Consider the following 23,038-nt stretch of genomic DNA (forward strand, 5'->3'; position numbering starts at 1 on the left):
TCAGATGCCATGTGTCAGGAAATCCAGAGCTTCGATGATGCGCTGACGCTCGCCCGCCAGATCAGCGACCTGCCGGCCCAGCATCTGCATCGGCACGCTGGTGATCTGCGCGGTGTCCATCACCATCGGCTTGCCAGCGACCGGCAGCGCCGGCATCAGGCGGGTGAGCAGCGGACCGGCCTGCCCCTTTGGAATCAGCGGCACGACGACGCGCGACTCCACGAAATCGATCAAATCGCTCTGCACATTCAACCAGCAGGGCACCTCGCGACGCGAGGCCGGATCGGCGTTGGCATAGACGCAGAACTGGCTCATCCCTCCGCTGCGTCCTTCAGCGATGCCTTGAAGGCGCGCACGTGGTCGCCAGCGAGTCCGTCGCGAGCGATGCGTGCGTTGTACGCGGCCATCGCCTCCCGATTGTCCTCCCGCCACTGCGCCCGCTTCCGCGCGCGGACTTCGGCTTCCAGCGCTTTTTCAAGCGTGGCAGACAGGTTGATCTCAAGCGCCTTGGCCTCTTCGAGCAGGCCCTGATTCACGCTGACGTTGGTCGCGCGCTTGCCATAACCGGCATAGTCCTCATGGATGCGCATAAGCACCTCCTTCCTGATGCGCATCAATCATGCGCATCGAGCGCCCACCCTGTCAAATGTCGTCTGGCAAGCCCTCAGACCTGCCGAAATAGGCGGCCGTCGACCAACGCCGACGCACGGGCCTGCCCCGCGCCGATCCGTTCGCATGAAAAAGGCCGCCCGAGGGCGGCCTTTCCAATCACGCTGTGAGGCGCGACTTACTTCACGAGCGCAGCGATCGCTTCGCCCAGATCGCCCGGCGAACGGACGGTCTTCACACCGGCCGCTTCCATCGCCTTGAACTTGCCTTCGGCCGTGCCCGAACCGCCCGAGGCGATCGCACCGGCGTGGCCCATGCGCTTGCCCGGAGGGGCCGACGCGCCGGCGATGAAGCCGACGACCGGCTTCTTGACGTGCGCCTTGATGTACTCGGCGCCCGCTTCCTCGGCGTCGCCGCCGATTTCGCCGACCATGATGATGCCCAGCGTCTGCGGATCTTCGTTGAACAGCTTGAGGCAGTCGACGAAGTTCAGGCCGTTGATCGGGTCGCCGCCGATGCCGATGACGGTCGACTGGCCGAGGCCCGCCGCGGTGGTCTGCTTGACCGCTTCATAGGTCAGCGTGCCCGAACGCGACACGATGCCGATCTTGCCCGGCATGTGGATGTGGCCCGGCATGATGCCGATCTTGCACTCGCCCGGCGTGATCACGCCCGGGCAGTTCGGACCGACCAGGGTCACGTCCGGGTGCGACTTGAGCACGTTCTTGACGCGCAGCATGTCGAGCACCGGAATGCCTTCGGTGATGCAGACGATGACCTTGATGCCGGCCGCAGCCGCTTCGAGGATCGCGTCGGCCGCGAACGGCGGCGGCACGTAGATCACCGAGGCATCGGCGCCGGTGGCGTCGACGGCTTCGCGCACGGTGTTGAACACCGGCAGGTCGATGTGCGTGGTGCCGCCCTTGCCCGGCGTGACGCCGCCGACGACCTGGGTGCCGTATTCCACCATCTGGGTGGCGTGGAAGGTGCCCTGCTGGCCGGTGAAGCCCTGCACGATCACCTTGGTGTTCTTGTTGATCAGAACGCTCATCTGTAAATCCTTCGCTGTTGCAGGCGCGCCGGAAGGCGCTGCATCGCTGTTGCGCGACGGCGGGAAAACCCGCCCCTGCAGGTGATATGTGGGATCAGGCGGCTGCGGCGACGGCCTTCTTGGCACCGTCGTTGATGTCGTCGGCTGCGGTGATCGCGAGGCCGGATTCGGCCAGCAGCTTCTTGCCCGCTTCGACGTTCGTGCCCTCGAGGCGCACGATCACCGGCACCTTGACGTCCACTTCCTTGACCGCGGCGATGATGCCTTCGGCGATCATGTCGCAACGGACGATGCCGCCGAAGATGTTGACGAAAATCGCCTTCACCTTGTCGCTTGACAGGATGAGCTTGAACGCTTCGGTCACGCGCTCCTTGGTCGCGCCGCCACCCACGTCGAGGAAGTTCGCCGGCGAACCGCCGTTGAGTGCGATCACGTCCATCGTCGCCATGGCCAGGCCTGCGCCGTTGACCATGCAGCCGATGTTGCCGTCCATGGTCACGTAGTTCAGGTCGTACTGGCTGGCACGCGCCTCGGCCTCGTCTTCCTGCGTGGCGTCACGCATCGCCGCCAGATCCTTGTGACGGAACGCGGCGTTGTCGTCGGAGTCGACCTTGCCGTCGAGGGCGTACAGGTCACCGTTGTCGAGGATCGCCAGCGGGTTCAATTCGACCAGCGCCAGGTCCTTCTCGTTGAACAGGGTGTACAGGCCGCCCATGATCTTGGCGAGCTGGTTGGCCTGCTTGGCGGTCAGGCCGATCTTGAAGCCGATGTCACGGCCCTGGTAGGCCTGGAAGCCTTCCACGAAATTGACGTTGAGGCTCTCGATCTTCTCCGGCGTCTCGGCAGCCACCTGCTCGATGTCCACGCCACCCTCGCTCGAGACGATATAGGTGATGGACTGTGTGCCGCGGTCGACCAGCACCGACAGATACAGCTCCTTGGCGATCTCACCGGCTTCGGTGACGAGCACCAGATTGACCGGCAGTTCGACGCCGGCGGTCTGATAGGTGGCCATCCTGGTGCCGAGCATGCCGGCCGCAGCCGTCTTCACGTCGTCGGTGGTCTTGCAGAACTTCACGCCGCCGGCCTTGCCGCGACCGCCCGCATGGATCTGGGCCTTGACCATCCAGGGGCCGTTGCCCAGGGACTTCGCTGCTTCGACTGCTTCGTCGGCGGTGGACGCGACGCGTCCTGCCGGCACGGGGATGCCGTAATCGGCAAACAACTGCTTCGCCTGGTACTCGTGGAAGTTCATGTGGGGTCCATCGATAAGGAAATGATGCCGGCCGCAGGCCGACGCGCGAGGCGCCGGAGGCCGACCGGGCCCGCCATTCTCGCGCATGCGCGCCCCCCGGGCAAAACCGGCCTTCCGGGCCGTGCCTATACTGGCGCCCGACCGCCCTGCCGGAGCGACCGTGCGCCTATTCGCCGTCCCCACGATGTCGCCCTGGCTGATGCAGCGCGAGCTGGCGCTTTTCTCCCTGTACCGGCTGCTGGAAGCCGCCCTGCTGGGCCTGCTCGTGTTCAGCCCCTGGGGCGCGCTGATGGGCGAAGTGGTCGACCCAGCGCTGGCGATCGCCGTCGGCCTGGGCTACCTCGTCGCGTCGGTCGGCCTGCTGCTGCATGCGCGGCAACCGCGGATCGACCACCCGGCCCATGCGGTGGTCGGGGTGCTGGTGGATATCGCCGTGGCCGCCCTGGTGACCCACGCGATTCCCGAAGTCGCACCCGGCGTGGCGATGCTGCTGCTGTTCAACATCGGCGCCGCATCGCTGTTCGTCAGCCTGCGGTCCAGCCTGCTGATCGCGGCCGCCGCGGCGCTGGCGCTGCTGGTCGAGCGCATCGCCAGCCTGCTGGCGGGCAGCGGCTTCGACCGGCCGCTGGCGGAAACCCTGATGTTCGCGCTGGGCTTCTTCGCCGCCGCCTCGCTGACCCGGCAACTGGGCAAGCAGGTGCGGGAAAGCCAGGCGCTGGCCGATCGCCGCGGCGCCGAGGCCGCGAACATGGCCGAGATCAACGAGCTGGTGATCCGGCGGATGCAGACCGGCGTGCTGCTGGTCGACGGCACCGGGCACATCCGGCTGGCCAACGAAGCGGCGCTGCTGCTGCTGGGCGACGCCGATGCGCCCGGCGAAGACGCCCTGCACGGCCGCACGCTGTCGCAGCTCGCGCCCCGGCTGGCCCTGCGCCTGGCCGACTGGCTGCGCAGCGGCAGCAGCGATGACGCCCCGCTGACCCTGCGCGAACACACCGATGTCATGCCGCGCTTCGTGCGCCTGCTGGCCAACAGCGACAACACCCTGGTGTTCCTCGACGACACCTCGCTGGTGTCGCGCCGGGCCGAATCCCTCACCCTGGCGACGATGGGCCGCTTCTCCGCCGGCCTCGCCCACGAGATCCGCAACCCGTTGGCGGCGATCAGCTACGCCACCCAGCTGCTGGAGGAATCGGAAGACATCCGCGACGCCGACCGGCGCCTGCTGCAGATCATCCACCAGCAGTGCGTCCGCACCAACGGCATCGTCGAAAGCGTACTGGGCCTCGCCCGGCGCGAGCGCGCGCGGCCGGAACACGTGGATCTGGTCGCGGCCATGCATGCCTTCGTGCAGGACTACCGGATGATCGTCGCCGACGACAACGCGGACATCCGCGTGAGCTGCGACCACGCGACCCAGCGCGCGGTCTTCGATCCGCGCCACCTGCATCAGGTCACGACCGCCCTGGTCAACAACGCCGTGCGCTACGGCCGCATGCCCGGCGAACTGGCGCGGATCACGCTGCGGATCGAACAGGACGGCGACCGCCCCACCCTCAGCGTGCTCGACCGCGGCCCAGGCATTCCGGAGGCGGTCGCCTCGCAGCTGTTCCGGCCGTTCTTCACCACCTCCGAAGCCGGCACCGGCCTCGGCCTCTATATCGCCCACGAGTTGTGTCGGGCGAACGAGGCCCAGCTGGAATACATCGCTGTTCCCGGTGGCGGCGCCTGCTTCCGGGTCACGTTGGCCGCGCGGCAGTCGTTGCTGCGGGGCTGAGTCGAACACGGCTGACCCGCCGCCTTTACGGGCTTATCGGCGACGGCGGCTGAGGAAACCGGCTCCCGTTACGAACGGCCTTAAAGCCCGCGCTACGGACAAAACACCCGCGCCGACCCTCATTTCGGCGAAGCGGCATGACCGGCCAATGCATGCAGGGCGCTCGGTCGGGCCAGAATCCATTGTCGGCAGCCCGCAATTACTTGAATGTCTTTTCTTGAAGCCCTCTCCCGGCAGGGCCTTCTCATGGGCACGAAGGCAGCGCCTTCTCCTCGCCCGCCGCTTCCCGGATCGCTCCAGTGCTGTTGGCGGGTTGACCGCCGTCATTTGAATCATCGCTTCCTGCGTCGAAGCCTCCCGTAAGCCGTCATTCCCGCGCAAGCGGGAATCCAGTGCCTTCGAGCTATGTCACCAGCGGTGACGCCGGCACCCGCTTCTGAAACCCGCGTCACGCCCCTGCGCTCGTCTGTTTTGGCAAAAGCTGTCAACATGCGTCACATTCAAGCCGCGTTAACCTGACTCGATGAGCGAAATCCGCAGCGCCCTGATCGTCGACGACGAACACGACATCCGCGAACTGCTGGTGCTGACCCTGGGTCGCATGGGGCTGCGCACCGACACCGCTCCGAACCTCTCTGCTGCCCGGGAAATGCTGGCCACGGTCGCCTACGACCTGTGCCTGACCGACATGCGGCTGCCTGACGGTTCCGGCCTCGAACTGGTCAGCGAAATCAGCACCCGCTTCCCCGGCATGCCGGTCGCGGTCATCACCGCCTACGGCAATGTCGAAGCCGCCGTGGAGGCGCTGAAGGCCGGCGCCTTCGACTTCGTCAGCAAGCCGGTCGACATCCACGTACTGCGCGGCCTCGTCCGCCAGGCATTGGAACTGGGCGAGCGCGCACGGCGCACCAGCGACGAACAGAGCAGCCGTCTGCTCGGCGCGTCCGACGCGATGGTGACGCTGCGCAACACGATCGCCAAGGTCGCCCGCAGCCAGGCGCCGGTCTTCATCAACGGCGAGTCGGGCACCGGCAAGGAACTCGTCGCACGCACCATCCACGCGCAGGGCGCGCGCGCCGGCGGGCCCTTCATTCCGGTCAACTGCGGCGCAATCCCGACCGAGCTGATGGAAAGCGAGTTCTTCGGTCACAAGAAGGGCAGCTTCACTGGCGCGCACAGCGACAAGCCTGGCCTGTTCCAGGCCGCCGACGGCGGCACGCTGTTCCTCGACGAGGTGGCCGAACTGCCGCTGGCGATGCAGGTCAAGCTGCTGCGCGCGATCCAGGAGAAATCCATTCGCCCGGTCGGTGCGCCCGGCGAAGTGCAGGTGGACGTGCGCATCCTGTCGGCCACGCACAAGGATCTGGGCGTGCTGGTCAACGACGGCCGCTTCCGCCACGACCTCTATTACCGCATCAACGTCATCGGCCTGAACGTGCCGCCGCTGCGAGAACGCGCCGGCGACCTGCCGCTGCTGTCGAACGCCATCCTGCAGCGCCTCGCCCAGGCCATGCACCGCGCACCGCCGATGCTCGACGACGACGCCGTCGCCGCGCTCGAGGCCTACCGCTTCCCGGGCAATGTCCGCGAACTGGAAAACGTCCTCGAACGCGCCCTGGCGATGGCCGACGGCGACCGCATCACCGCCGAGGACCTGCACCTGCCGTCCGGCCCCGGCGCACCGCGCACCACCTCACCGGTCATCACCGGCACGCACCCCGCATTGCCGGGCGGCACCCCGCCCCCGCGCGACCCGCGCACCGTCAGCCCCTACGAGACCGCCGGCACCGCCCTGCCCTCCTTCATCGAGGACATCGAGCGCGCCGCCATCCAGCAGTCGCTGCAGGAAAACCGCTACAACAAGACCAAGACCGCGGCGGCGCTGGGCATCACCTTCCGGGCGCTGCGGTACAAGCTGAAGAAGCTCGGGATCGACTGAGATCCCGCGCGCCGAGCGCACGCTTCGGTGCGATCTCTGCCTGTAGAGGCGCTGTTCTCGGCTCTAACGTCAAAGCCATCAAGTTGCGAACCTCATGGTTCGCATCACGCGCGGATCAATTGGCACTCCGGCAGGCTTTTCCCGGTTTAAATGCTTCACCCGGCCTCAACAGCACACAGCCTACTCGGCTAAAGGCCGTTCTTGCGCCGCCGATACTTCGGAATACCACCCGGACCAAAGCGACCAGATGCGTCACTAGCTGACACATTGGGCGCATCGACCGCGCATTCCGAAGCGATCTCGACCTTCAAAACGTGAACCCCAGCCGAATCGACGCGATTTCGACGCGCGGTTCACAGTTGGCACGGCTCATGCGTATCCATCCCCGCACGTGCAAAGTCGCACGGCTGCCCACGGATCGGCACCAGCCGGACACGAGGCACGTGAGCCAATCACTCCTAGGGGATACACCATGAAGAAGATGCAGAAGGGCTTCACCCTCATCGAACTGATGATCGTCGTTGCGATCATCGCCATCCTGGCCGCCATCGCGCTGCCGGCCTACCAGGACTACGTTGCCCGTTCGCAGGTGTCGGAAGCAGCTTCGCTCGCTGGCGGTGCTCGTACAGCCGTTGCCGAGCAGTTTGCAAATACCGGCACCTTTGCAGGAATCACCAATGCGACCGCCGGCCTGTCGGACTCAGAAAGCATCAACGGCAAGTACGTGACCGAGGTCGATGTTCTCGGTGGCGTCATTTCGGCCACCATGGGTAACGACGCAAGCGATAAGGTCGCGGGCAGCGACCTTGTGTACAGCCCGACGGACGAAGGTGGTTCGATCTCGTGGAGCTGCACCGGCAGCACCATTGACGCGAAGTTCCTGCCGAGTGCGTGCCGCGGCTAATATTTGTTGACAGCTTCATTCTGCAAAGGGCCGCTCAGCGGCCCTTTGCTTTTCCGGCCCCGCTTCCATGAGTGCACGTACCCGCTGGCACCTATTCCAGGTGCCAATACTCCTGCTGGCCACCCTGGCCTGTTTCGCCCCCGGGCTGACAGGCGGCTTCCTATTTGACGACTTCCCGAACCTGGTGCGTGACCCGGAATGGAAGATGACGTCGCTATCCTGGCAGCAGATACGCGAGGCACTACAGTCGGGCACCAGCAGCGCCGCCGGCCGGCCATTCGCCCTGTTGAGCTTCGCGTTCAATCACTTGCTGACCGGCATGGATCCATGGTGGCTGAAGGCCACCAACGTCGCTTGGCATGCCTGCAACGGCTGGCTGCTGTGGCAGCTTGTTCGGCGACTCTTCGCGCTACTGCCCGCTGACCGACCCCGTATCGGCGCGTGGGCGACCTGCCTGCTCGCGCTGGCCTGGCTGATCCATCCACTGCAGGTATCGACCGTCCTGTACGTCGTGCAGCGCATGGAGGTTGGCGCAGCTACCGGCGTACTGCTGTTCCTGCTCTCTTATCTGCACGCTCGCTCGCTGCAGCTGCAGGGACGTGTGGCATGGCCTTGGCTGCTTGTCTCCCTGCTCTGCCTGCTGCTGGGCCTGGGTTTCAAGGAAACGGCTGCACTCGGCCCGGGTTATGCGTTCTTGATCGAAATCTGCCTGTTGCAGTTCCGCACCAAAAGTCCACGACGGTCAAGGGCCTGGCTGAGCGCTTACGCGTTCGCCGGCGTATGCGCCGCATGTGCCGCACTGCAGATCGCAATGCCCTCCTTGCAGGTGGATCCAACTGCCAATACGCGTATGTTCGGTCCGTGGGAGCGCCTGCTGACGCAGGGGCCTGTGCTCACGATGTATCTGCAGCAGGCGTTGGCCCCCCTACCGTCTACCCTGCATTTTCATTACGACAACTTTGTAGTGTCACGCGGCTGGTGGACGCCGCCTGCGACCCTTCTGGCATGGTCCGGCCTGGCAGCCCTTGCGACGTTCGCCACTCTGGTACGTCGCCGCTGGCCGCTCACCACCCTGGGCATCGGCTGGTTTTTCGTCGGCCACGCCTTGACCAGCAACGTCATCCTGCTGGAACTCGCCTTCGAGCACCGCAACTACATGCCCCTGTTCGGCGTCCTGCTGGCGCTGGTCCAGCCGATATCCGCGCTGGGCGCCCGACTGCATTCGGATACACGCGCCGTGCTGGGTGCTTTGCCGGTGCTCGCGCTCGGCGCGCTCTGCACCCTGCACGCAGCCAGCTGGGGCAACCCGCTGACGCTGGCGTGGACGCTGGAAAATACCAATCCCACGTCACAGCGAGCGAGCTATTCCCTGGCCCAGCAACTTATCCGCGAGTCGCGCGGCGATCAGACGTCACCGCTCTGGTCGATGGGCGAGCAGCAGATGGCGGCCGCTGCTGCATTGCCGGGCCCCTCCCCCCTCCCTTTGCAAGGCATCGTCCTGCTGCAGAGGCAATCGGGCAACCCGGTGAGCGATGTGACATGGCTGCAGCTGGCGAAGCGGTTGACCGAACGCCCAGCCAGTGTCGAGACGAAGGGCGCCTTACATGCGCTGGTCGCCTGCGAGATCAACCAGCGCTGCGCGGACTCACCAGGCGAACTGTCATCCATTCTGGACGCCGTGGTTGTACGCAATCCAAATGACGCGACCGTGCGGACCATCGCCGCCAACCACGCGTGGAATGTGACGCAAGACAAGGCAAAGGCTATCCGTCTTCAGCGTGAGGCAGCTGGCCTGTCGGCCGAGCTTGCCCACGACTTCGCACTGGTTCAGTTCTTGCTTGCGTCAGAGGATGCGCTGCTGATGCACGAAGGGCGCACTAGGGGCCTGGTGTTGGCTGAGGGCGGTCACCTGCCGGAACAGGACGAAGCGAGGCTCCGCAGGCTTATCTCCGTACGGGATGGGCCGCATTGAAGGTGCTGGCCACCGAGGGAACAGCAGATGCACAAAAATCGGGGATTCACACTGATCGAGCTGATGATCGTTGTCGCGATCATTGCGCTGTTGGCTGCCATTGCGCTGCCGGCGTACCAGGACTACGTGGCCCGCACGCAGGTGGTGGAGGGCTACTCTTTGGCCAGTGACGCGCGAACGGCCGTTGCTACCTATTACGCGGACCGGCAGAACTTCCCGACGGACAATGAAGGCGCGGGGCTTGCCGATCCGGACTCCATCGTGGGGCGCTATGTCAGTCGTGTCGTCCTGCAGTCGAATGGCCTGATCGAGGTGGAGTTCGGCAACAACGCTAGCGCAAAGATTCTGGGTGAAAAGCTGTCCCTGACCATGGTGGACGACGGCGGCAGCCTGCGCTGGACCTGTTCAGGCCTTGATTCTAGATATCTGCCGTCCGCCTGTCGCTGATGTACCGCCTTGCCTGCACATCCTGTTCTTCCGCATATGGGCGGTAAGCGGCCAGCCGTCCATATGACGCGTGGCTATACGATCGCATCGCTTGCCGTCCTGCTCCTGTCGGCAGCCTGGATCTACTGGCCCGGACTTGCCGGCGGATTCGTCTTCGACGACTTCGCCAACCTCCCCGCGCTTGGTCGCTACGGCGGCGTCCACGATTGGGCAAGCCTCACTTGGTACACCACATCGGGCATTGCGGACCCGACCGGCCGACCAGTGTCGATGCTGTCGTTCCTGATCGACGCGCGTGATTGGCCAGCTGACCCTTGGCCCTTCAAGCGTACGAATCTCGTGCTGCACCTGATCAACGGCACCCTGCTCTACAGCCTGCTAGTTTCCTTGGGAATTGCCACGGGGTTGGCTCCCCGCCTCGCACGCAGTGCAGCGCTGCTGGGAACTGCGCTGTGGCTGCTGCATCCGCTCTGGGTGTCTACAGTTCTTTATGTAGTGCAGCGTCATGCCATGTTGGCTACGTTCTTCGTTCTCTGCGGCCTGCGCACATGGGTCGCAAGTCGACAGGCATTTGCCGAAGACAGACGCCTTCGTGGGTGGCTGCTCTCGCTATGCGCAGTACCTGTGTTCGGGCTTCTGGCAGGGTTGAGCAAGGCCAACGGCTTCCTGCTCCCCGTACTGATCGTCGCCTTGCAGGTCTCATTGCTGCCCCCGCGGAGCACGATGACGATTGCGTCGACGAAAGCCGCTCGCGGGTCTGAGCTTGTGCTGGCTTGGATTCCTGCGACGTGCGTGATCGCAGGCATCGCGCTGCAAGGTATCGGCGCGTGGTCGACAACCGAGGGGTTCCGGGGCTGGAGCCTCGGTGACCGGCTTCTGACGCAACCGCGCGCACTGATGGAGTACTTCCAAGCGCTCTTCATACCAGGACTGGCGACACGCGGTGTGTTCGCCGACGACTTCCAGGCATCCAGCGGCCTCATAACGCCATGGACCACACTACCGGCCTTGCTAGGCGCGCTGGCCCTTCTGCTGGGTGCTGTGGTCTCTCGCCGCCGACACCCCGCGTTTTCGGCAGCAGTCCTGTTTTTCTTCGCTGCCCACGCAATGGAGAGCACGGTCGTCCCGCTCGAGCTCTACTTCGAGCACCGCAACTACTTGCCCGCACTTTTGCTGGGATGGTCGGCGTCCCTCTGGGCGCTCAGGCAGCGCCACAGGCGACTCATTGTCACCGGGCTTTGCCTCTTTGCAGCATTGTGTGGCGCACTGACATACGTGCAAGCCAGTCTGTGGGGCAAGCCGGAGGCGTTGGCGCGATCATGGGCCGCGACCTATCCGGCTTCGGTGCGCGCTCAGACGTACGCCGCCGCAACCGAGATGCGAAGTGGCCGCGCCGACGCTGCCATCGCACGGCTGACTCCCTTGGCGGATAGCCGGCCCGATGAACCGCAATACCTGCTGCTACTGCTCGAGGCGCGGTGCGAGGCAGGCACCGCCTCGCACCGCGACATCACGGCTGCGGCCCATGCAGTTGGAGGCCAAGGGATCGCGCTGGACTACACCTATCAGTGGCTCTCGCGACAACTGCTGCATCGCATGCCCTCCGCCTGCCCGCCCTTGGATGAAGGCTTAGTCGATCCATTGCTCCGCACCGCACTTTCAGGTGCCCAGCAAACTGATGAGCTGCAAGCCCGTGCGGCCTATCTGCGTGGTCTGGAGGCGCTGCGCGGCGGGGAGTGTAGTGCGGCCCGCCATGCGTTCGAAGCGCGTTTGGCGGCACAGAGGCGACCTGAGTTTGCCCAGACACAGGTGGGACTCTTGGCCACACATTGCGATGCCAGGCTGGCCCTGGAGCATCTCGATGACTTCGCGCAAAGCTCGGTACCAGAGTATCCACCTCCAAACTTCGCCTTGCGGCAACGCGATCGGCTGATGATGAAAGATGGATACTGGAGCGCCGAGTTCACGCGCCTGCGGCGCGTGCTTCAGACCGCTACATCCCCACATCACGTCGAAGATCAACGCTGATCGCGCGCGCCGAGAGCTCCACACTCTGCCAATCGAGACTTCGACACCCTCCCCAGAGTCTTCAACAATCCGCCAATCGGCAGCGAACACGACATGAAGCAGATTCGATCGATCACGGACCTTGCGATCAACGGCGCCCCACCTGCGTTTAGCCAGGCACTGCACGTGGGCCGGCCGAACATCGGTGACCATGCTGCCATGCTCGATCGGACCGCTCAGGTCCTGCAGGGGAGTTGGTTGACCAATAACGGTCCCATGGTGCGCGAGCTCGAGGCACGCATTGCAGCGATGCTTGGTGTACGCCACTGCGTAGCGATGTGCAATGGCACGATTGCCCTTGAAATCGCCATCCGGGCGCTGCGTCTGGAGGGCGAGGTGATTGTCCCCTCGTGGACATTCATCGCAACGGCCCACGCACTGCACTGGCAGGGCATCACGCCAGTCTTTGCAGACGTGGATCCGCACACGCACTGTCTGGATCCGTCGGCCGTCGAACGAATGATCACCCCGCGCACAAGTGGCGTCATCGGCGTGCACCTTTGGGGGCGCCCTTCGCCGGCGGTCGATTTGGCGGCCGTCGCAGACAAGCATGGCCTTGCCCTGCTTTTCGATGCGGCGCACGCGTTCGGGTGCAGCAAAGATGGTCTACCGATCGGTGGGCTCGGGCGCTGCGAGGTTTTCAGCTTCCACGCCACCAAAGTCTTCAATACCTTCGAGGGCGGCGCGGTCTGCACCAACGACGACGAACTTGCCGAAGCAATGCGCCTGATGCGGAACTTCGGCTTCCGCGACATTGACGATGTGATCCATCCAGGTACCAACGGCAAGATGCCCGAGATCAATGCCGCGATGGGCCTGATCAATCTCGACGCGCTACCGTCGCACATCGACGCTAACCGCGTCGCTTACGAACGCTACCTGTCGCTACTGGAAGACAATGCGCGTATTGAGATCCTGCGGCATCAGGCGAACGACACGCCCAACTACCAGTACGTGGTCCTGCAAGTGTGCGACGAAGACCCAACACTACGAAATCGCATCATCAAAGCACTGCAGGCGGAAAACGTCCTCGCGCGAAAATACTTCTGGCCCGGCTGCCACAGGATGAAGCCGTATCGTGACCTCTATCCTCATGCTGGAATGCTGCTGCCCAATACCGAACTGGTAGCTGCCCGCAACATCGTGCTCCCAACAGGTTCCGGAATCGATGCGGCATCCGCCGCCTGCATCGCAAGCGTAATCAGTCAGGTATGTGCGGCGGGGTAACCACGCCTAACTCACCAAGCGGTCGACGGGTTACGAACTCGACGCCCTCCGGGCGTGGGTCGGGTAGCTGCAATGGGGAATCGAACGAGGCAACCCAGCGGAGAGCTGGCAAACGATACAAGCCGTCCGGCATAGAGGTGATCGGATTCCGGGCCACATTGATCTTCTGCAGCGCGCTCAGATACACGCTTGATCCTGGCAGATGCGTCAGCGCATTGTCGTACAGCGATACCTGCTCCAACCGTGTCAGCGCACCGATTGCCTCGGGCAGTGACTCGAGCCGATTCTTGTAGAGACGCGCGGCTCTCAGACGATGAAGCGAGCCGACTGCTTCGGGCAGACGTGTGACTTTCGTCAGGATGATCGTGAGGTACTCGAGTTTGGAAAGACGTCCGATGTCCTCCGGAACTTCACGCGTGGGCGCAAATCCGTAGCTGAGCGTTTCCAGCTCGGTGCAGGACCAGAGCTCATCAGGGAAATTTTTCAGGCCCGACAAGTACAGATGAAGGACCTGAAGATTTTTCAACTCTGAGAGTCCGGCGGGAAGGCTACGCAACTGCAGCTTGTGCAGATGCAGGCTACGCAGCCTCCGCAGCAAGAACAATCGCTCGTCCAGCTCCCGTATCTCGTTACTGCCCAGAAACAGCGCCTCCAGGCGTTGGTTCCTGTAGATCATTTCGGGCACCTTGGACAGTCGGTTACTACCCAGGTTCAGTGACTCCAGGGACTCGAGCGCCTGCATCGCTGCGGGTAGCTCCCCCAGCATGTTCTTGCGCAGGTCGAGGATGCGAAGGCTCGTCAGGCGCGAGACCAGCACCAGGATGTCTTTTTTTTGCTGCTCGCTCGCATGCCGAATCGTGCCACCGAACGGAAACGATGGGTTGTAAAGAGAAAATGCGGTGCAGACGTCGCCCTGGAACGCAGTTTTGCACTGTTTCCCACCAAGCAGACCCTGCAAACGCGCCACGACATCACGGTCGCCCATGCGCTTCTTCCACTGCCGCGACGACCGAGGCCGCCCACTGCTCGACTAGACTCCAGTCCCGGATAGGCACGGCATCCAACGAGAGAGGAGCCGCTATTTCCACTAAACCGGCCGGGGCGAGGACGTGTCTGAGCTTGGGTATCAACCCATGCCCGAACGTTTCGTATCCGGTGTAGATACCCACCTCACAAAAGGCGAAGCTGCGACCCGACAGCATGGTCCACTGAATCCGCGTGAGGAACGACTCGAAAGACATCTCGAATTCCTCGTCACCGTAGGTGGGGCTGAGCAGGACGAAGTGATGGTAATCAGCGATATCTACCGCAGAGCGGATGTCCAAGACGTCGACAGCCTCCCCACCGAGCATCGGCGCCATGCGTCGCGCCAGGCGCCGCGTCGTCCCTGCCTGGCTTCCGTACAGACAGATCATCGCTTCGCTACAACGATAGTCGCGTCCATCCGGAAGGAGGACAGCATCTCCGGCTGCGGTTCAAACGACACCTCCATACCGACACTGGCACAGACACCGGCAATCTCTTCGCGCGTCCACCAGCGACCCATGCCGTCATTGACGCCAGGCGCAGTCCTTTGCGCATCGAGGTAGCGCTGGTAGCGCTCGTCGGTGTCGTAGAAAAACCGCATACGAGACGTATCCGGGATGCCGGTCAGCAGAATCCTGGCGCATGCATCTGGAGCAAAACCCTTGAAACGACGCAATACCGTCAGTAGCGCCCCAGGATCAAAGTATCCCAGTGAATCGTTCATTAGAAACTTCGTTGGCACGAAGCCGGCCGGTAGGCCCGGGTCTGCAGAGGCGTCGGCAATCACGTAGGTCACGTTTCCAAGTTCGCTGTGCGCACGCGCCGAAGCGATGAGGTGCTCTGAGAAATCGGTCGCGACGACCCGCTTCACGCTGGATGCAACGCCCCGCGTAATCAGACCATTGCCGCAGCACACCTCGAATAGATGGTCATCGCGCTCCAGCACAAGCTGCCTGCGGATGCGCTCGATCATGTGCGCAAGCATCGCATCGGAAATAGGCGCCCCGGCGATCGTCTTGCCAACTTCGATGAAAAGGTCAGCGTCCGATTCCACAGGTCCGCGCCGGTAACGCCCCCAGAACTCTCTCCACGATTCACTCATGCAAGTATCCGATCGTCCGTGCCGCAGTCGAGCGGTCGTTGTACATCAGCAGATCAAGAATCGACAGGCCCGGAACGAAAGGGCGGCCCGAGCGCGGATAAGGATCAAGTCTTGGCTCGATGAACACGAGTTCGACTCCCCAGCGCTCAAACTCCACCGGATCGTAGAGACTCCGCCCCCCCGGCAGGTTGACATAGGTCTTGGCGCGCTCCTGCCGGCAGATGTCGATAACGCGCGCCTGCCCCCGCAGCGCCTCGTTCCCGTATCTGCCGTTGCTGTTGTAAAACCGGGTTGCCAGCCCGAGATAGCTGCAGACCGCTTCGACGCTCCGTGCCGCCACAGAGCCGATCGCGTATTTTTCGTCGCCGAGACATCCAGTGATGAGTTCGAACACCGGTTCGAACTGTGGCGCTTTCGCGTACGACTGCTGGATCTTCGTCAGCAGCTTTCGCTTCCAATGGGCGCTCCGTACGATTTCGACTTCGTGGATCCTGGCCGAGCCCGGATCGCATACTGGCACCGTGAAATACGCGACCTTTCCTGAAATCTCTAGGCGATTGCGGTTGATCCACCCGCTCCGGATGTAACCCACGTCATCGAGAAAGATGAAGTCATCGACGGCGGCTGCGAGTTGGAAATACCCGAGGTACGGAAAGAGGTAGGGCTGCATCACGGCAAGGCGACGCGCGCTTGACGCGCTGCAACCGAAGGGCTCAAACATCTGACGCCGCCGTACGCATGCTGTGCCGGCGCAATCCCACGCATGCCCCCAGGATCACCGACATTTCTGCCAGTGCGAGTGCCCACGCGGCGCCGGATACGCCCGCACCTGCGACCAACGGCATCACGGATACGCCGAGTACGATCAAGCCAACCAGCTCTACCTTGATCCGGGTAAGTTGCAAGCCAACGCCTGTCATGAAGTTGCAGAGGAGCAGTCGGATCGAGTAGAGCAAAACCCACGGTATAAAAGCCAGGATGAGGCGCGAGCTCGCTTCGAAACCTGCGCCGAAAACATCGCTGGCCCATGGAGCGCAGATTGCAAGTACAGCCGACGCGCCTAGGCCCGACACAACGGCTGCGAGGAGCGCCGCGTGCCCCAGTCGCGCTTGGACGATGGGGCCAGAGGCCATCAGCCTGGGAAGCAAGACACTCGACAATGCGGCGACCGGAATCGTGGTGATCGCTGCGACCCTGAATGCTGCAGCATAGGGACCGAGCTCATCGGCGCCCACCAGCCAGAAGATCAAAAGCTTATCGAGTTCAAGATACGCGAGACCCAGAACCGCCCCTACTGCATACGGGGTTCCCTCAGCCCACATTGACGTGGCGCTAGCGCGCCCGAGAAGTGTCAAACCAGTAGTGCGTCGCACAATCAGAAGTGCGGCCACGGCGCCCACCACTGAGGCGGTTAGATGCACAGTCACCAGACGTTCGAGGCTGGGCGCAATGCCCAGCAGCAACAATGGCAAGAGTGCGACCAGACGCATCGCAGGAATCACGCACACCGCGACTCCAGTCAAGACCGGCCTGCCCTTGACCTGCAAAGCGCTGGCGGCGAGGAGCGCGATCGGCAGCGCCACCAATTCCGCTGCGGCCAACAGCAACATCGGTATCAGGCCAACCGGCGCGGAGAAGACGTATCCGACCGCAAGAGCAAGAAGAGACAGTGCGCAGCCCGCGGCAGCAACCTGCACAAGCGCGGCACGCCAGGTCTCAGATTCGTCCGCAGTTTGCTGGGCTACCCGACGCTGGAGCAGTAGCGCAGCGCCCCATCCAGCCGCTGGCGCAAGCACGAGAACCATCGATGCAGCGCCAGCGAAGCGCCCGTATTCGATTGCACCGAGCCACCGCGTCGTCAGCACCAGATAGGCTGCGACGATCACACCCCTCGCACCCATGGCGACAAACATGACACCTGACGCTCGCCCTACAGCGCCTACGGGTATCGGCCGTAGCCAAGTTCTCATAACGTCCCGCTTCGAAAGGCCGGCGGCGGCATCTGACTTTTGGATGTGGGCCATCTGCGACGCATCCAGATGGTCCGGATTGCAGCGCAGGCGAACTCTCCAGCAGAGAAGTCTGCCCATAGTCCTCGCAACGCCATCTTGAAAGATGGCAGATCCCCACCGCGACAGGACCAAAGTGCCAGGCCGACGAGAAGCTCCCACCGGTAAGCCGCCGGATAGCGGCGATCGTTGCGCATAAAACGGCGTGCGTCCTCATCGAACGCCAGAGAGCTCTTGAGAAAACGTATGCGTGACGCGATGCCCGAGCGCAATGCCGACCGCGGAGATATACGGTAGACCGCCATGGTCGCTGGCACATGGGCAACACGATGACCGGCCGTGATGAAAAGCGCCGTGACAGCGTCGCCGAAGTCATAATCGCGCTGTCCGAACACAGACTGATCCACTTGATCGGCGATCGATCGGCGGAAAAGCAGAGTGCAGGTCCGGAGAATCAAAGGATTGTGGAACGTCGGGAGCAGATCTCCTGACAGCAATCGTCGGGGAACGCCGCGGTGGCTCGTTCGGCCCCAATCGACCTGCCACCTACCCCACTGGAATTGGCTCCGTGCCCAGTCAGTATGCACGGCGCCTACCGAATCATCCGCACGAAGCACGGCTTCTTGTACCGCGAGCTTCCGGTTGTCACACCAGTAATCATCACCCTCGCACCACGCGAGCAAGTGCCCTCTCGCAGCGGACCGCACGCGCCTTGAGTTACCGTTCATGCCAAGATTGTCCCCACCGTGGAGCACGCGCACGATGTCTGGAAATCTTCGCTGGTAATCCAGTGCGATCTGCAGAGAGCCGTCTGTCGAAGCATCATCGCCGATGACGAGTTCGAACGGAAACGGGCAGCGCTGCGAAACAATGCTTTCGATTGCTTCCGCCAGATAGCTCTCCTGGTTGTAGACGATCATTAACACGCTTACCGTCGGTACGATCTCGCGCATCTCGCACGCACTGGTCTCGCGCCAGGAAACAGGCGCACCTGTCTCGACAATCGACTCGCTCAACGTTTCCACAGCCTGTAAATCAAGGTCGGAAACAGGGGTTCGATCCGCTCAAGAATCGGCAATGGCACGGTAGCCAACGCACGAGCAACAGGAGACGCACCTTCGATACGGACGAGCTCCTGCAATGCGGCCGCGCTTGCGGGCTCGAAACGCAGCCCCACGCTGGTGAACATCGCCCGGACTTCAGATGAGGCCAGCGGCTCACAGTCGTAGAACGCCCCCTTACCTGACATCGCAAGATAGGGCGTGCGCATCGATCGTGGCAGCCAGCTCAGGAAGGCGAGCCGATAATGCGGCTCCACCAGCATCCAGCGATTGGGAACAGCCATATAGCCGATGCCGTCGGTCCGCATAACCCGCTTGAGCTCTCGCAAGTGCTGCAGTTGCTCATCATGCGCACCCACATGCTCTATCACATGATTGGACACCACCACGTCGAACGTATTGTCCTCGAACGGTAACGCCGTGCCCTCGACGAGGTGAAAATTGAATCCTTCGCCGGTCCGTCTAACGTCAACGACGTCGACGGCATCGACATGTACCGTCATCTCCGGGTGGGTCCCGAAGTAACGCGCGATCCCGCCCGTGCCAGTTCCGATCTCCAGAAGACGCATGGGAGTGGTGCGCTGCGCGAGGCCGAGCAGGCGTTCGATCTTGAGGGCTTTGTCCGTACGTGAGGGCATGTCCTGCACCGCATGCGGCTGACGGATAGCAGGCCCGCTCACCGCGTAGCGCTCGCGATCGCGAGATCGACCTGCTCGGCCATGAGTTCGCCAAACCGGTCCCATCCAAACTTCGCCGCATGCGCGTGCATCGCGCCCGTCTGATAAGCGCCGACGCACGTCTTTAACACAGCAGCCGCAAACGCGAGCGCGTCGCCTTCTTGCACCAGAGCCCCGGACACGCCGTCCTCGACCGCGTCCGGAACACCTCCCACCGCATAGGCGACCGTCGGGACACCGCGTGCAGCAGCTTCGATCGCAACCATGCCAAAGCCCTCGGGATCGCCGGGGATATTGAGTACGGGGAACACATGGACGTCGGCCGCTGCCCAAGCGTCTTCGATCTCTTGATCATCTAACCGTCCGACGATCCTGAGGTTGTCGATCACTCCCGAAGCTTCGGCGATGCAGACAAGCTCGTGCGCGGTGTGTCCATTCGCATGCAGCGCATCGGACGCCTCCCCCCCCACGAAAACGAAGCGCGCCGTCGGCAGCTCTCCGACGATCAAAGGCAATACCGCGGACACGAATTCTCGAAGCCCTTTGCGGGCAGTCAGACGTCCGATCGAAATCAGGCAGGGGCCATCGCCCAGACCATAACGTTCACGGAAAGCCTGCCCTGCGTTGGCTCGACCGCCCCAGGCTGTCACGGGCCCAACTCCCGGATGTACGACACCGATTCTGTCGGAGCGCGCCCCAATCCGAACGCAGGCATCTGCAGTAAACCCGCTATTGGCCACAAGACGATCCATTCGACGGATTGAGGGCAGCCACAATGATCGATAAGCGCGGCTCTTGATCAACACGTCGAGACCATGCACGTAAGCCATGCAAGCTGCTCCAGTCGCTGCAGCCGCCATTTCCGCAGCCGGGGCCATCAGCCCGCTCCCCGCGACGACCACATCCGGCTGGACTCTCCTTGCGGCCCGGATGGACTGAAGCGCGCTGGCTGCCAGAAACGCGGCCAAGGGCTTGCCTGGCACCTCGACGAACCGGATGCCTGCCGGCGCAAATTCCGCTGCCCCTCTCGGCGCCACCACCGTCACCGGCCCCCGCTTGGCGAGTTCATCGACAACGTGCCAGTTCAGCCGTTCCATGCCCCCCACGAGCGGAGGCATGTTCCTGCTGACGAGCAACACGCGCTTGGCATTTCTTTCAGACATCTCGCCTGTAAGTCAGCGAAGTGATCTGCTCGGACACGAGACCGATCAGGAACACGATGACCGAAGCGCTCAATAGAAGCGTGCTCATATTGGTAAAGCGGCCCATCGTGGCAAAGGTGTAGCCGTAATAACTCAAGCCGATGGCGAGGAAAGAAACGGCGACAGGCGCGAAAAGCTTCAATGGCGAGTATAGCGTCGCGATCTTGAAGATGATCAGCAGGAAACGCACGCCATCGCGCATGGGCCGGATGTGGCTCTTCCCGATCCGTTGCGCAACCGGGATCGGCACATAGGCCACCGGATACGCGCTCCGGAAGAACGCCATCGTGCAGGTGGTGGGATAGGAAAATCCGTTGGGCAGCAGATGCAGGAACTCCCGAAACCTCTCTGCTCGGACTGCCCGGAAGCCGGACGTGAGATCGGCAATGCGATGACCGGTCATCCAGCTGGCCAGCCGGTTGTAGAACCCGTTCGCCACACCACGGCCCCGGCTGGCCTGGCCCGTGGCGTCACGCGCACCCACCGCCATGTCGAATCCGGCCTTCAATCGCTCAAGTAACATGTCGATATGCGCCGGGTCGTGCTGCCCGTCTGCATCCATGAACACGATGACGTCGCCACTTGCGGCGCGCGCGCCCCGTTTGATCGCCGCGCCGTTTCCCATCGAGTAGGGGGCCGTGACCACGCGGGCGCCGTACTCGGCGGCCACCGCCGCGGTATCGTCTGTCGAGCCGTCGTCGACGACCACGATCTCCGCGCCCGGCTGATGTTGAAGCAGACGGGGCAACGTTTTGCGCAAGCCCTCGGCCTCGTTCTTGGCCGGCAACACCACTGAAATCCGCATCGCGCTCCCCTTTCCCGTCGCAGAGCGTAGCGTGGGGCAGCGCCCGCGCAAAGCGCCGGCAGGGGGCGGCCACATCGCGCGTCATGCAGTAAAGTGCCGCCAGCCCCATTGGAATCCGCATATGAGCGCCGTTGCGACCCCGAATCTGATCGGCATCACCGGCATCGCCCGCCGCCTCGTGCTGGACGGCGCCCTGGATGAAGCCTCGGCGCGCGAAGCCCTGGAGAAGGCGACCGCGGCCCGCAAACAGATCGCGACCTATCTGCGCGAGCAGAAACTGGTGACCGCGGCGCAGATGGCGGCCGCGAACTCGATCGAATTCGGAATGCCGGTGTTCGACCCGTCGGTCATGGATCCGCAGTCCAGCGCAGTCAAGCTGGTCAGCGAAGAGTTGCTGGGCAAGCACGGGGTGCTGCCGCTGTTCAAACGCGGCAGCCGGCTGTTCGTGGGCACCGCGGATCCGACCAACACGCATGCCCTGGACGAAATCAAGTTCCACACCAACCTGACGGTCGAGCCGATCCTCGTCGACGAGGACAGCATCCGCCGCACGCTGGAGATCTGGCTGCAGGCTTCGGATTCGCTGGACGATTCGCTGGACGATGCCGACGGCCTGGAATCGCTGGACGTCGGCAGCGACGACGATGGCAAGACCGACAACGTCGCCGACGGCAAGGACGACACGCCGATCGTCAAGTTCGTCAACAAGGTGCTGGTGGACGCGATCAAGCGCGGCGCCTCCGACATCCATTTCGAGCCCTACGAGACCGACTACCGCGTGCGCCTGCGGGTCGACGGCATCCTGAAGCAGTCGGCGAAGATGCCGGTCAAGCTCAACCAGCGGATCACCGCGCGCCTGAAGGTCATGGCACAGCTGGACATCGCCGAGAAGCGCATTCCGCAGGACGGCCGCATCAAGCTGAACCTGTCGAAGACCAAACAGATCGACTTCCGCGTGAGCACTCTGCCGACGCTGTTCGGCGAAAAAGTGGTGCTGCGTATCCTCGATGCCAGTGCGGCCAAGCTCGGCATCGACAAGCTGGGCTACGAGCCCGACCAGCAGGCGCTGTTCCTCGACGCCATCCACAAGCCCTACGGCATGGTGCTGGTGACCGGCCCGACCGGCTCGGGCAAGACGGTGTCGCTGTACACCGCGCTGGGCATCCTCAACGATGAGACCCGCAACATCTCGACGGCAGAGGATCCGGTGGAAATCCGCCTGCCCGGCGTCAACCAGGTGCAGCAGAACAACAAACGCGGCATGACGTTTGCTGCAGCGCTGCGCTCGTTCCTGCGCCAGGATCCGGACATCATCATGGTTGGCGAAATCCGCGACCTGGAAACGGCCGAGATCGCGATCAAGGCCGCGCAAACCGGCCACATGGTGCTCTCCACCCTGCATACCAACGATGCACCGCAGACCATCGCCCGTCTGATGAACATGGGCATCGCGCCGTACAACATCACGAGTTCGGTGACCCTGGTCATCGCGCAGCGCCTGGCGCGCCGGCTGTGCGCGAAGTGCAAGCGACGCGCTGACCTGCCCGAGCACACCCTGCTCACTGAAGGCTTCAGCGAGGACCAGGTCCGCGCCGGCATCGAGTTATACGAGGCGGTCGGCTGCGACGAGTGCACCAACGGCTACAAGGGCCGCGTGGGCGTCTACCAGGTCATGCCGATGTCCGAAGCCATCCAGGCGATCATCCTGGAGGGTGGCAACGCGATGCAGATTGCGGAAGTTGCGCAGAAGGCCGGCGTCAGCGATCTGCGCGCCTCCGCGCTGGAGAAGGCACGTCAGGGCCTGACCAGCCTGGCCGAGATCAACCGCGTGACCAAGGACTAAGCGCCCGACCCGGCCAGCCGCGCGCCAGAAAGCGGCGCGCGGTCACGGCGCGGACCGACACTTTT

General features: G+C 63.4%; 21 protein-coding genes. 8 read left to right on the plus strand and 13 right to left on the minus strand.

Annotated features, from left to right (window positions below; translation table 11 throughout):
* The 4 genes from AC3A5K_RS06915 to sucC form a co-directional block, all read right to left on the minus strand.
* Positions 1-315, minus strand: coding sequence for a CcdB family protein (locus AC3A5K_RS06915; protein ID WP_487616755.1), 315 nt, complete (start codon positions 313-315; stop codon positions 1-3).
* The gene (locus AC3A5K_RS06920; protein ID WP_487616756.1) at positions 312-590 is read right to left on the minus strand and encodes a type II toxin-antitoxin system CcdA family antitoxin; all 279 of its coding nucleotides are present in this window, start codon (positions 588-590) and stop codon (positions 312-314) included. Before AC3A5K_RS06920 ends, AC3A5K_RS06915 begins: the two co-directional genes overlap by 4 nt.
* A gap of 197 nt (positions 591-787) precedes the next feature.
* Positions 788-1,660, minus strand: a complete 873-nt coding sequence (gene sucD / locus AC3A5K_RS06925) for a succinate--CoA ligase subunit alpha (RefSeq protein ID WP_332079536.1) — start codon at positions 1,658-1,660, stop codon at positions 788-790.
* Between the two features lie 94 nt (positions 1,661-1,754).
* Positions 1,755-2,915: an ADP-forming succinate--CoA ligase subunit beta gene (gene sucC, locus AC3A5K_RS06930; RefSeq protein WP_487616757.1), complete on the minus strand. Its 1,161-nt coding sequence runs from the start codon at positions 2,913-2,915 to the stop codon at positions 1,755-1,757.
* Positions 2,916-3,099: 184 nt separating this feature from the next.
* Between sucC and AC3A5K_RS06935 the strand changes: the two genes are divergently transcribed.
* The 7 genes from AC3A5K_RS06935 (at position 3,100) to AC3A5K_RS06965 (ending at position 13,248) form a co-directional block, all read left to right on the plus strand.
* Positions 3,100-4,692 (plus strand): sensor histidine kinase, encoded by a 1,593-nt coding sequence (locus AC3A5K_RS06935; RefSeq protein ID WP_487616758.1) that lies wholly within the window; start codon positions 3,100-3,102, stop codon positions 4,690-4,692.
* Between the two features lie 523 nt (positions 4,693-5,215).
* Positions 5,216-6,631, plus strand: a complete 1,416-nt coding sequence (locus AC3A5K_RS06940) for a sigma-54-dependent transcriptional regulator (protein WP_487616759.1) — start codon at positions 5,216-5,218, stop codon at positions 6,629-6,631.
* A 472-nt stretch (positions 6,632-7,103) separates the two neighbouring features.
* Positions 7,104-7,535, plus strand: a complete 432-nt coding sequence (locus tag AC3A5K_RS06945) for a pilin (protein ID WP_487616760.1) — start codon at positions 7,104-7,106, stop codon at positions 7,533-7,535.
* Between the two features lie 67 nt (positions 7,536-7,602).
* Complete coding sequence (locus tag AC3A5K_RS06950; protein ID WP_487616761.1) at positions 7,603-9,507, plus strand: hypothetical protein; 1,905 nt, start codon at positions 7,603-7,605, stop codon at positions 9,505-9,507.
* A 27-nt stretch (positions 9,508-9,534) separates the two neighbouring features.
* Entirely contained in the window at positions 9,535-9,954 is a 420-nt protein-coding gene (locus AC3A5K_RS06955) for a pilin (RefSeq protein ID WP_487616762.1), read from the plus strand.
* Positions 9,955-10,017: 63 nt separating this feature from the next.
* Entirely contained in the window at positions 10,018-11,982 is a 1,965-nt protein-coding gene (locus AC3A5K_RS06960; RefSeq protein ID WP_487616763.1) for a tetratricopeptide repeat protein, read from the plus strand.
* Between the two features lie 93 nt (positions 11,983-12,075).
* The gene (locus AC3A5K_RS06965; protein WP_487616764.1) at positions 12,076-13,248 is read left to right on the plus strand and encodes an aminotransferase class I/II-fold pyridoxal phosphate-dependent enzyme; all 1,173 of its coding nucleotides are present in this window, start codon (positions 12,076-12,078) and stop codon (positions 13,246-13,248) included.
* Here the strand turns inward: AC3A5K_RS06965 and AC3A5K_RS06970 are convergent.
* From AC3A5K_RS06970 to AC3A5K_RS07010, 9 genes are read right to left on the minus strand one after another with little or no spacing between them, the layout of a single operon-like run.
* On the minus strand, positions 13,223-14,233 hold the full coding sequence (locus AC3A5K_RS06970; RefSeq protein WP_487616765.1) for a leucine-rich repeat domain-containing protein: 1,011 nt from the start codon (positions 14,231-14,233) through the stop codon (positions 13,223-13,225). The genes AC3A5K_RS06965 and AC3A5K_RS06970 overlap by 26 nt on opposite strands.
* Positions 14,220-14,663 carry a flavodoxin domain-containing protein gene (locus tag AC3A5K_RS06975; RefSeq protein ID WP_487616766.1) on the minus strand — a complete coding sequence of 148 codons (444 nt, stop codon included), beginning with the start codon at positions 14,661-14,663 and terminating at the stop codon, positions 14,220-14,222. The genes AC3A5K_RS06970 and AC3A5K_RS06975 overlap by 14 nt, the downstream gene beginning before the upstream one ends.
* Positions 14,660-15,376, minus strand: coding sequence for a class I SAM-dependent methyltransferase (locus tag AC3A5K_RS06980; protein WP_487616767.1), 717 nt, complete (start codon positions 15,374-15,376; stop codon positions 14,660-14,662). The genes AC3A5K_RS06975 and AC3A5K_RS06980 overlap by 4 nt, the downstream gene beginning before the upstream one ends.
* Positions 15,369-16,097, minus strand: coding sequence for a WbqC family protein (locus AC3A5K_RS06985; protein WP_487616768.1), 729 nt, complete (start codon positions 16,095-16,097; stop codon positions 15,369-15,371). Before AC3A5K_RS06985 ends, AC3A5K_RS06980 begins: the two co-directional genes overlap by 8 nt.
* Positions 16,090-17,289 carry a lipopolysaccharide biosynthesis protein gene (locus AC3A5K_RS06990; RefSeq protein WP_487616769.1) on the minus strand — a complete coding sequence of 400 codons (1,200 nt, stop codon included), beginning with the start codon at positions 17,287-17,289 and terminating at the stop codon, positions 16,090-16,092. The genes AC3A5K_RS06985 and AC3A5K_RS06990 overlap by 8 nt, the downstream gene beginning before the upstream one ends.
* Positions 17,290-17,342: 53 nt before the next feature.
* On the minus strand, positions 17,343-18,401 hold the full coding sequence (locus AC3A5K_RS06995; RefSeq protein ID WP_487616770.1) for a glycosyltransferase family 2 protein: 1,059 nt from the start codon (positions 18,399-18,401) through the stop codon (positions 17,343-17,345).
* Positions 18,398-19,084, minus strand: a complete 687-nt coding sequence (locus AC3A5K_RS07000; RefSeq protein ID WP_487616771.1) for a class I SAM-dependent methyltransferase — start codon at positions 19,082-19,084, stop codon at positions 18,398-18,400. The genes AC3A5K_RS06995 and AC3A5K_RS07000 overlap by 4 nt, the downstream gene beginning before the upstream one ends.
* Before the next feature lie 38 nt (positions 19,085-19,122).
* Entirely contained in the window at positions 19,123-20,286 is a 1,164-nt protein-coding gene (locus tag AC3A5K_RS07005) for a glycosyltransferase family 4 protein (RefSeq protein ID WP_487616772.1), read from the minus strand.
* Positions 20,279-21,130, minus strand: a complete 852-nt coding sequence (locus AC3A5K_RS07010; protein WP_487616773.1) for a glycosyltransferase family 2 protein — start codon at positions 21,128-21,130, stop codon at positions 20,279-20,281. The genes AC3A5K_RS07005 and AC3A5K_RS07010 overlap by 8 nt, the downstream gene beginning before the upstream one ends.
* Before the next feature lie 121 nt (positions 21,131-21,251).
* Here AC3A5K_RS07010 and pilB point away from each other — a divergent pair, with 121 nt between their 5' ends.
* On the plus strand, positions 21,252-22,973 hold the full coding sequence (pilB, locus tag AC3A5K_RS07015; RefSeq protein WP_487616774.1) for a type IV-A pilus assembly ATPase PilB: 1,722 nt from the start codon (positions 21,252-21,254) through the stop codon (positions 22,971-22,973).
* Positions 22,974-23,038 lie beyond the last annotated feature (65 nt).

It is taken from the genome of Luteimonas sp. Soil_C_5 (assembly GCF_057656615.1).

What these genes read in the sequence shown, in the direction of transcription:
- AC3A5K_RS06915 (WP_487616755.1), bottom strand. Translation starts at nt 315, where the DNA reads ATGAGCCAGTTCTGCGTCTATGCCAACGCCGATCCGGCCTCGCGTCGC.
- AC3A5K_RS06920 (WP_487616756.1), bottom strand. Translation starts at nt 590, where the DNA reads ATGCGCATCCATGAGGACTATGCCGGTTATGGCAAGCGCGCGACCAAC.
- sucD (WP_332079536.1), bottom strand. Translation starts at nt 1,660, where the DNA reads ATGAGCGTTCTGATCAACAAGAACACCAAGGTGATCGTGCAGGGCTTC.
- sucC (WP_487616757.1), bottom strand. Translation starts at nt 2,915, where the DNA reads ATGAACTTCCACGAGTACCAGGCGAAGCAGTTGTTTGCCGATTACGGC.
- AC3A5K_RS06935 (WP_487616758.1), top strand. Translation starts at nt 3,100, where the DNA reads ATGTCGCCCTGGCTGATGCAGCGCGAGCTGGCGCTTTTCTCCCTGTAC.
- AC3A5K_RS06940 (WP_487616759.1), top strand. Translation starts at nt 5,216, where the DNA reads ATGAGCGAAATCCGCAGCGCCCTGATCGTCGACGACGAACACGACATC.
- AC3A5K_RS06945 (WP_487616760.1), top strand. Translation starts at nt 7,104, where the DNA reads ATGAAGAAGATGCAGAAGGGCTTCACCCTCATCGAACTGATGATCGTC.
- AC3A5K_RS06950 (WP_487616761.1), top strand. Translation starts at nt 7,603, where the DNA reads ATGAGTGCACGTACCCGCTGGCACCTATTCCAGGTGCCAATACTCCTG.
- AC3A5K_RS06955 (WP_487616762.1), top strand. Translation starts at nt 9,535, where the DNA reads ATGCACAAAAATCGGGGATTCACACTGATCGAGCTGATGATCGTTGTC.
- AC3A5K_RS06960 (WP_487616763.1), top strand. Translation starts at nt 10,018, where the DNA reads ATGACGCGTGGCTATACGATCGCATCGCTTGCCGTCCTGCTCCTGTCG.
- AC3A5K_RS06965 (WP_487616764.1), top strand. Translation starts at nt 12,076, where the DNA reads ATGAAGCAGATTCGATCGATCACGGACCTTGCGATCAACGGCGCCCCA.
- AC3A5K_RS06970 (WP_487616765.1), bottom strand. Translation starts at nt 14,233, where the DNA reads ATGGGCGACCGTGATGTCGTGGCGCGTTTGCAGGGTCTGCTTGGTGGG.
- AC3A5K_RS06975 (WP_487616766.1), bottom strand. Translation starts at nt 14,663, where the DNA reads ATGATCTGTCTGTACGGAAGCCAGGCAGGGACGACGCGGCGCCTGGCG.
- AC3A5K_RS06980 (WP_487616767.1), bottom strand. Translation starts at nt 15,376, where the DNA reads ATGAGTGAATCGTGGAGAGAGTTCTGGGGGCGTTACCGGCGCGGACCT.
- AC3A5K_RS06985 (WP_487616768.1), bottom strand. Translation starts at nt 16,097, where the DNA reads ATGTTTGAGCCCTTCGGTTGCAGCGCGTCAAGCGCGCGTCGCCTTGCC.
- AC3A5K_RS06990 (WP_487616769.1), bottom strand. Translation starts at nt 17,289, where the DNA reads ATGTTTGTCGCCATGGGTGCGAGGGGTGTGATCGTCGCAGCCTATCTG.
- AC3A5K_RS07000 (WP_487616771.1), bottom strand. Translation starts at nt 19,084, where the DNA reads ATGCCCTCACGTACGGACAAAGCCCTCAAGATCGAACGCCTGCTCGGC.
- AC3A5K_RS07005 (WP_487616772.1), bottom strand. Translation starts at nt 20,286, where the DNA reads ATGTCTGAAAGAAATGCCAAGCGCGTGTTGCTCGTCAGCAGGAACATG.
- AC3A5K_RS07010 (WP_487616773.1), bottom strand. Translation starts at nt 21,130, where the DNA reads ATGCGGATTTCAGTGGTGTTGCCGGCCAAGAACGAGGCCGAGGGCTTG.
- pilB (WP_487616774.1), top strand. Translation starts at nt 21,252, where the DNA reads ATGAGCGCCGTTGCGACCCCGAATCTGATCGGCATCACCGGCATCGCC.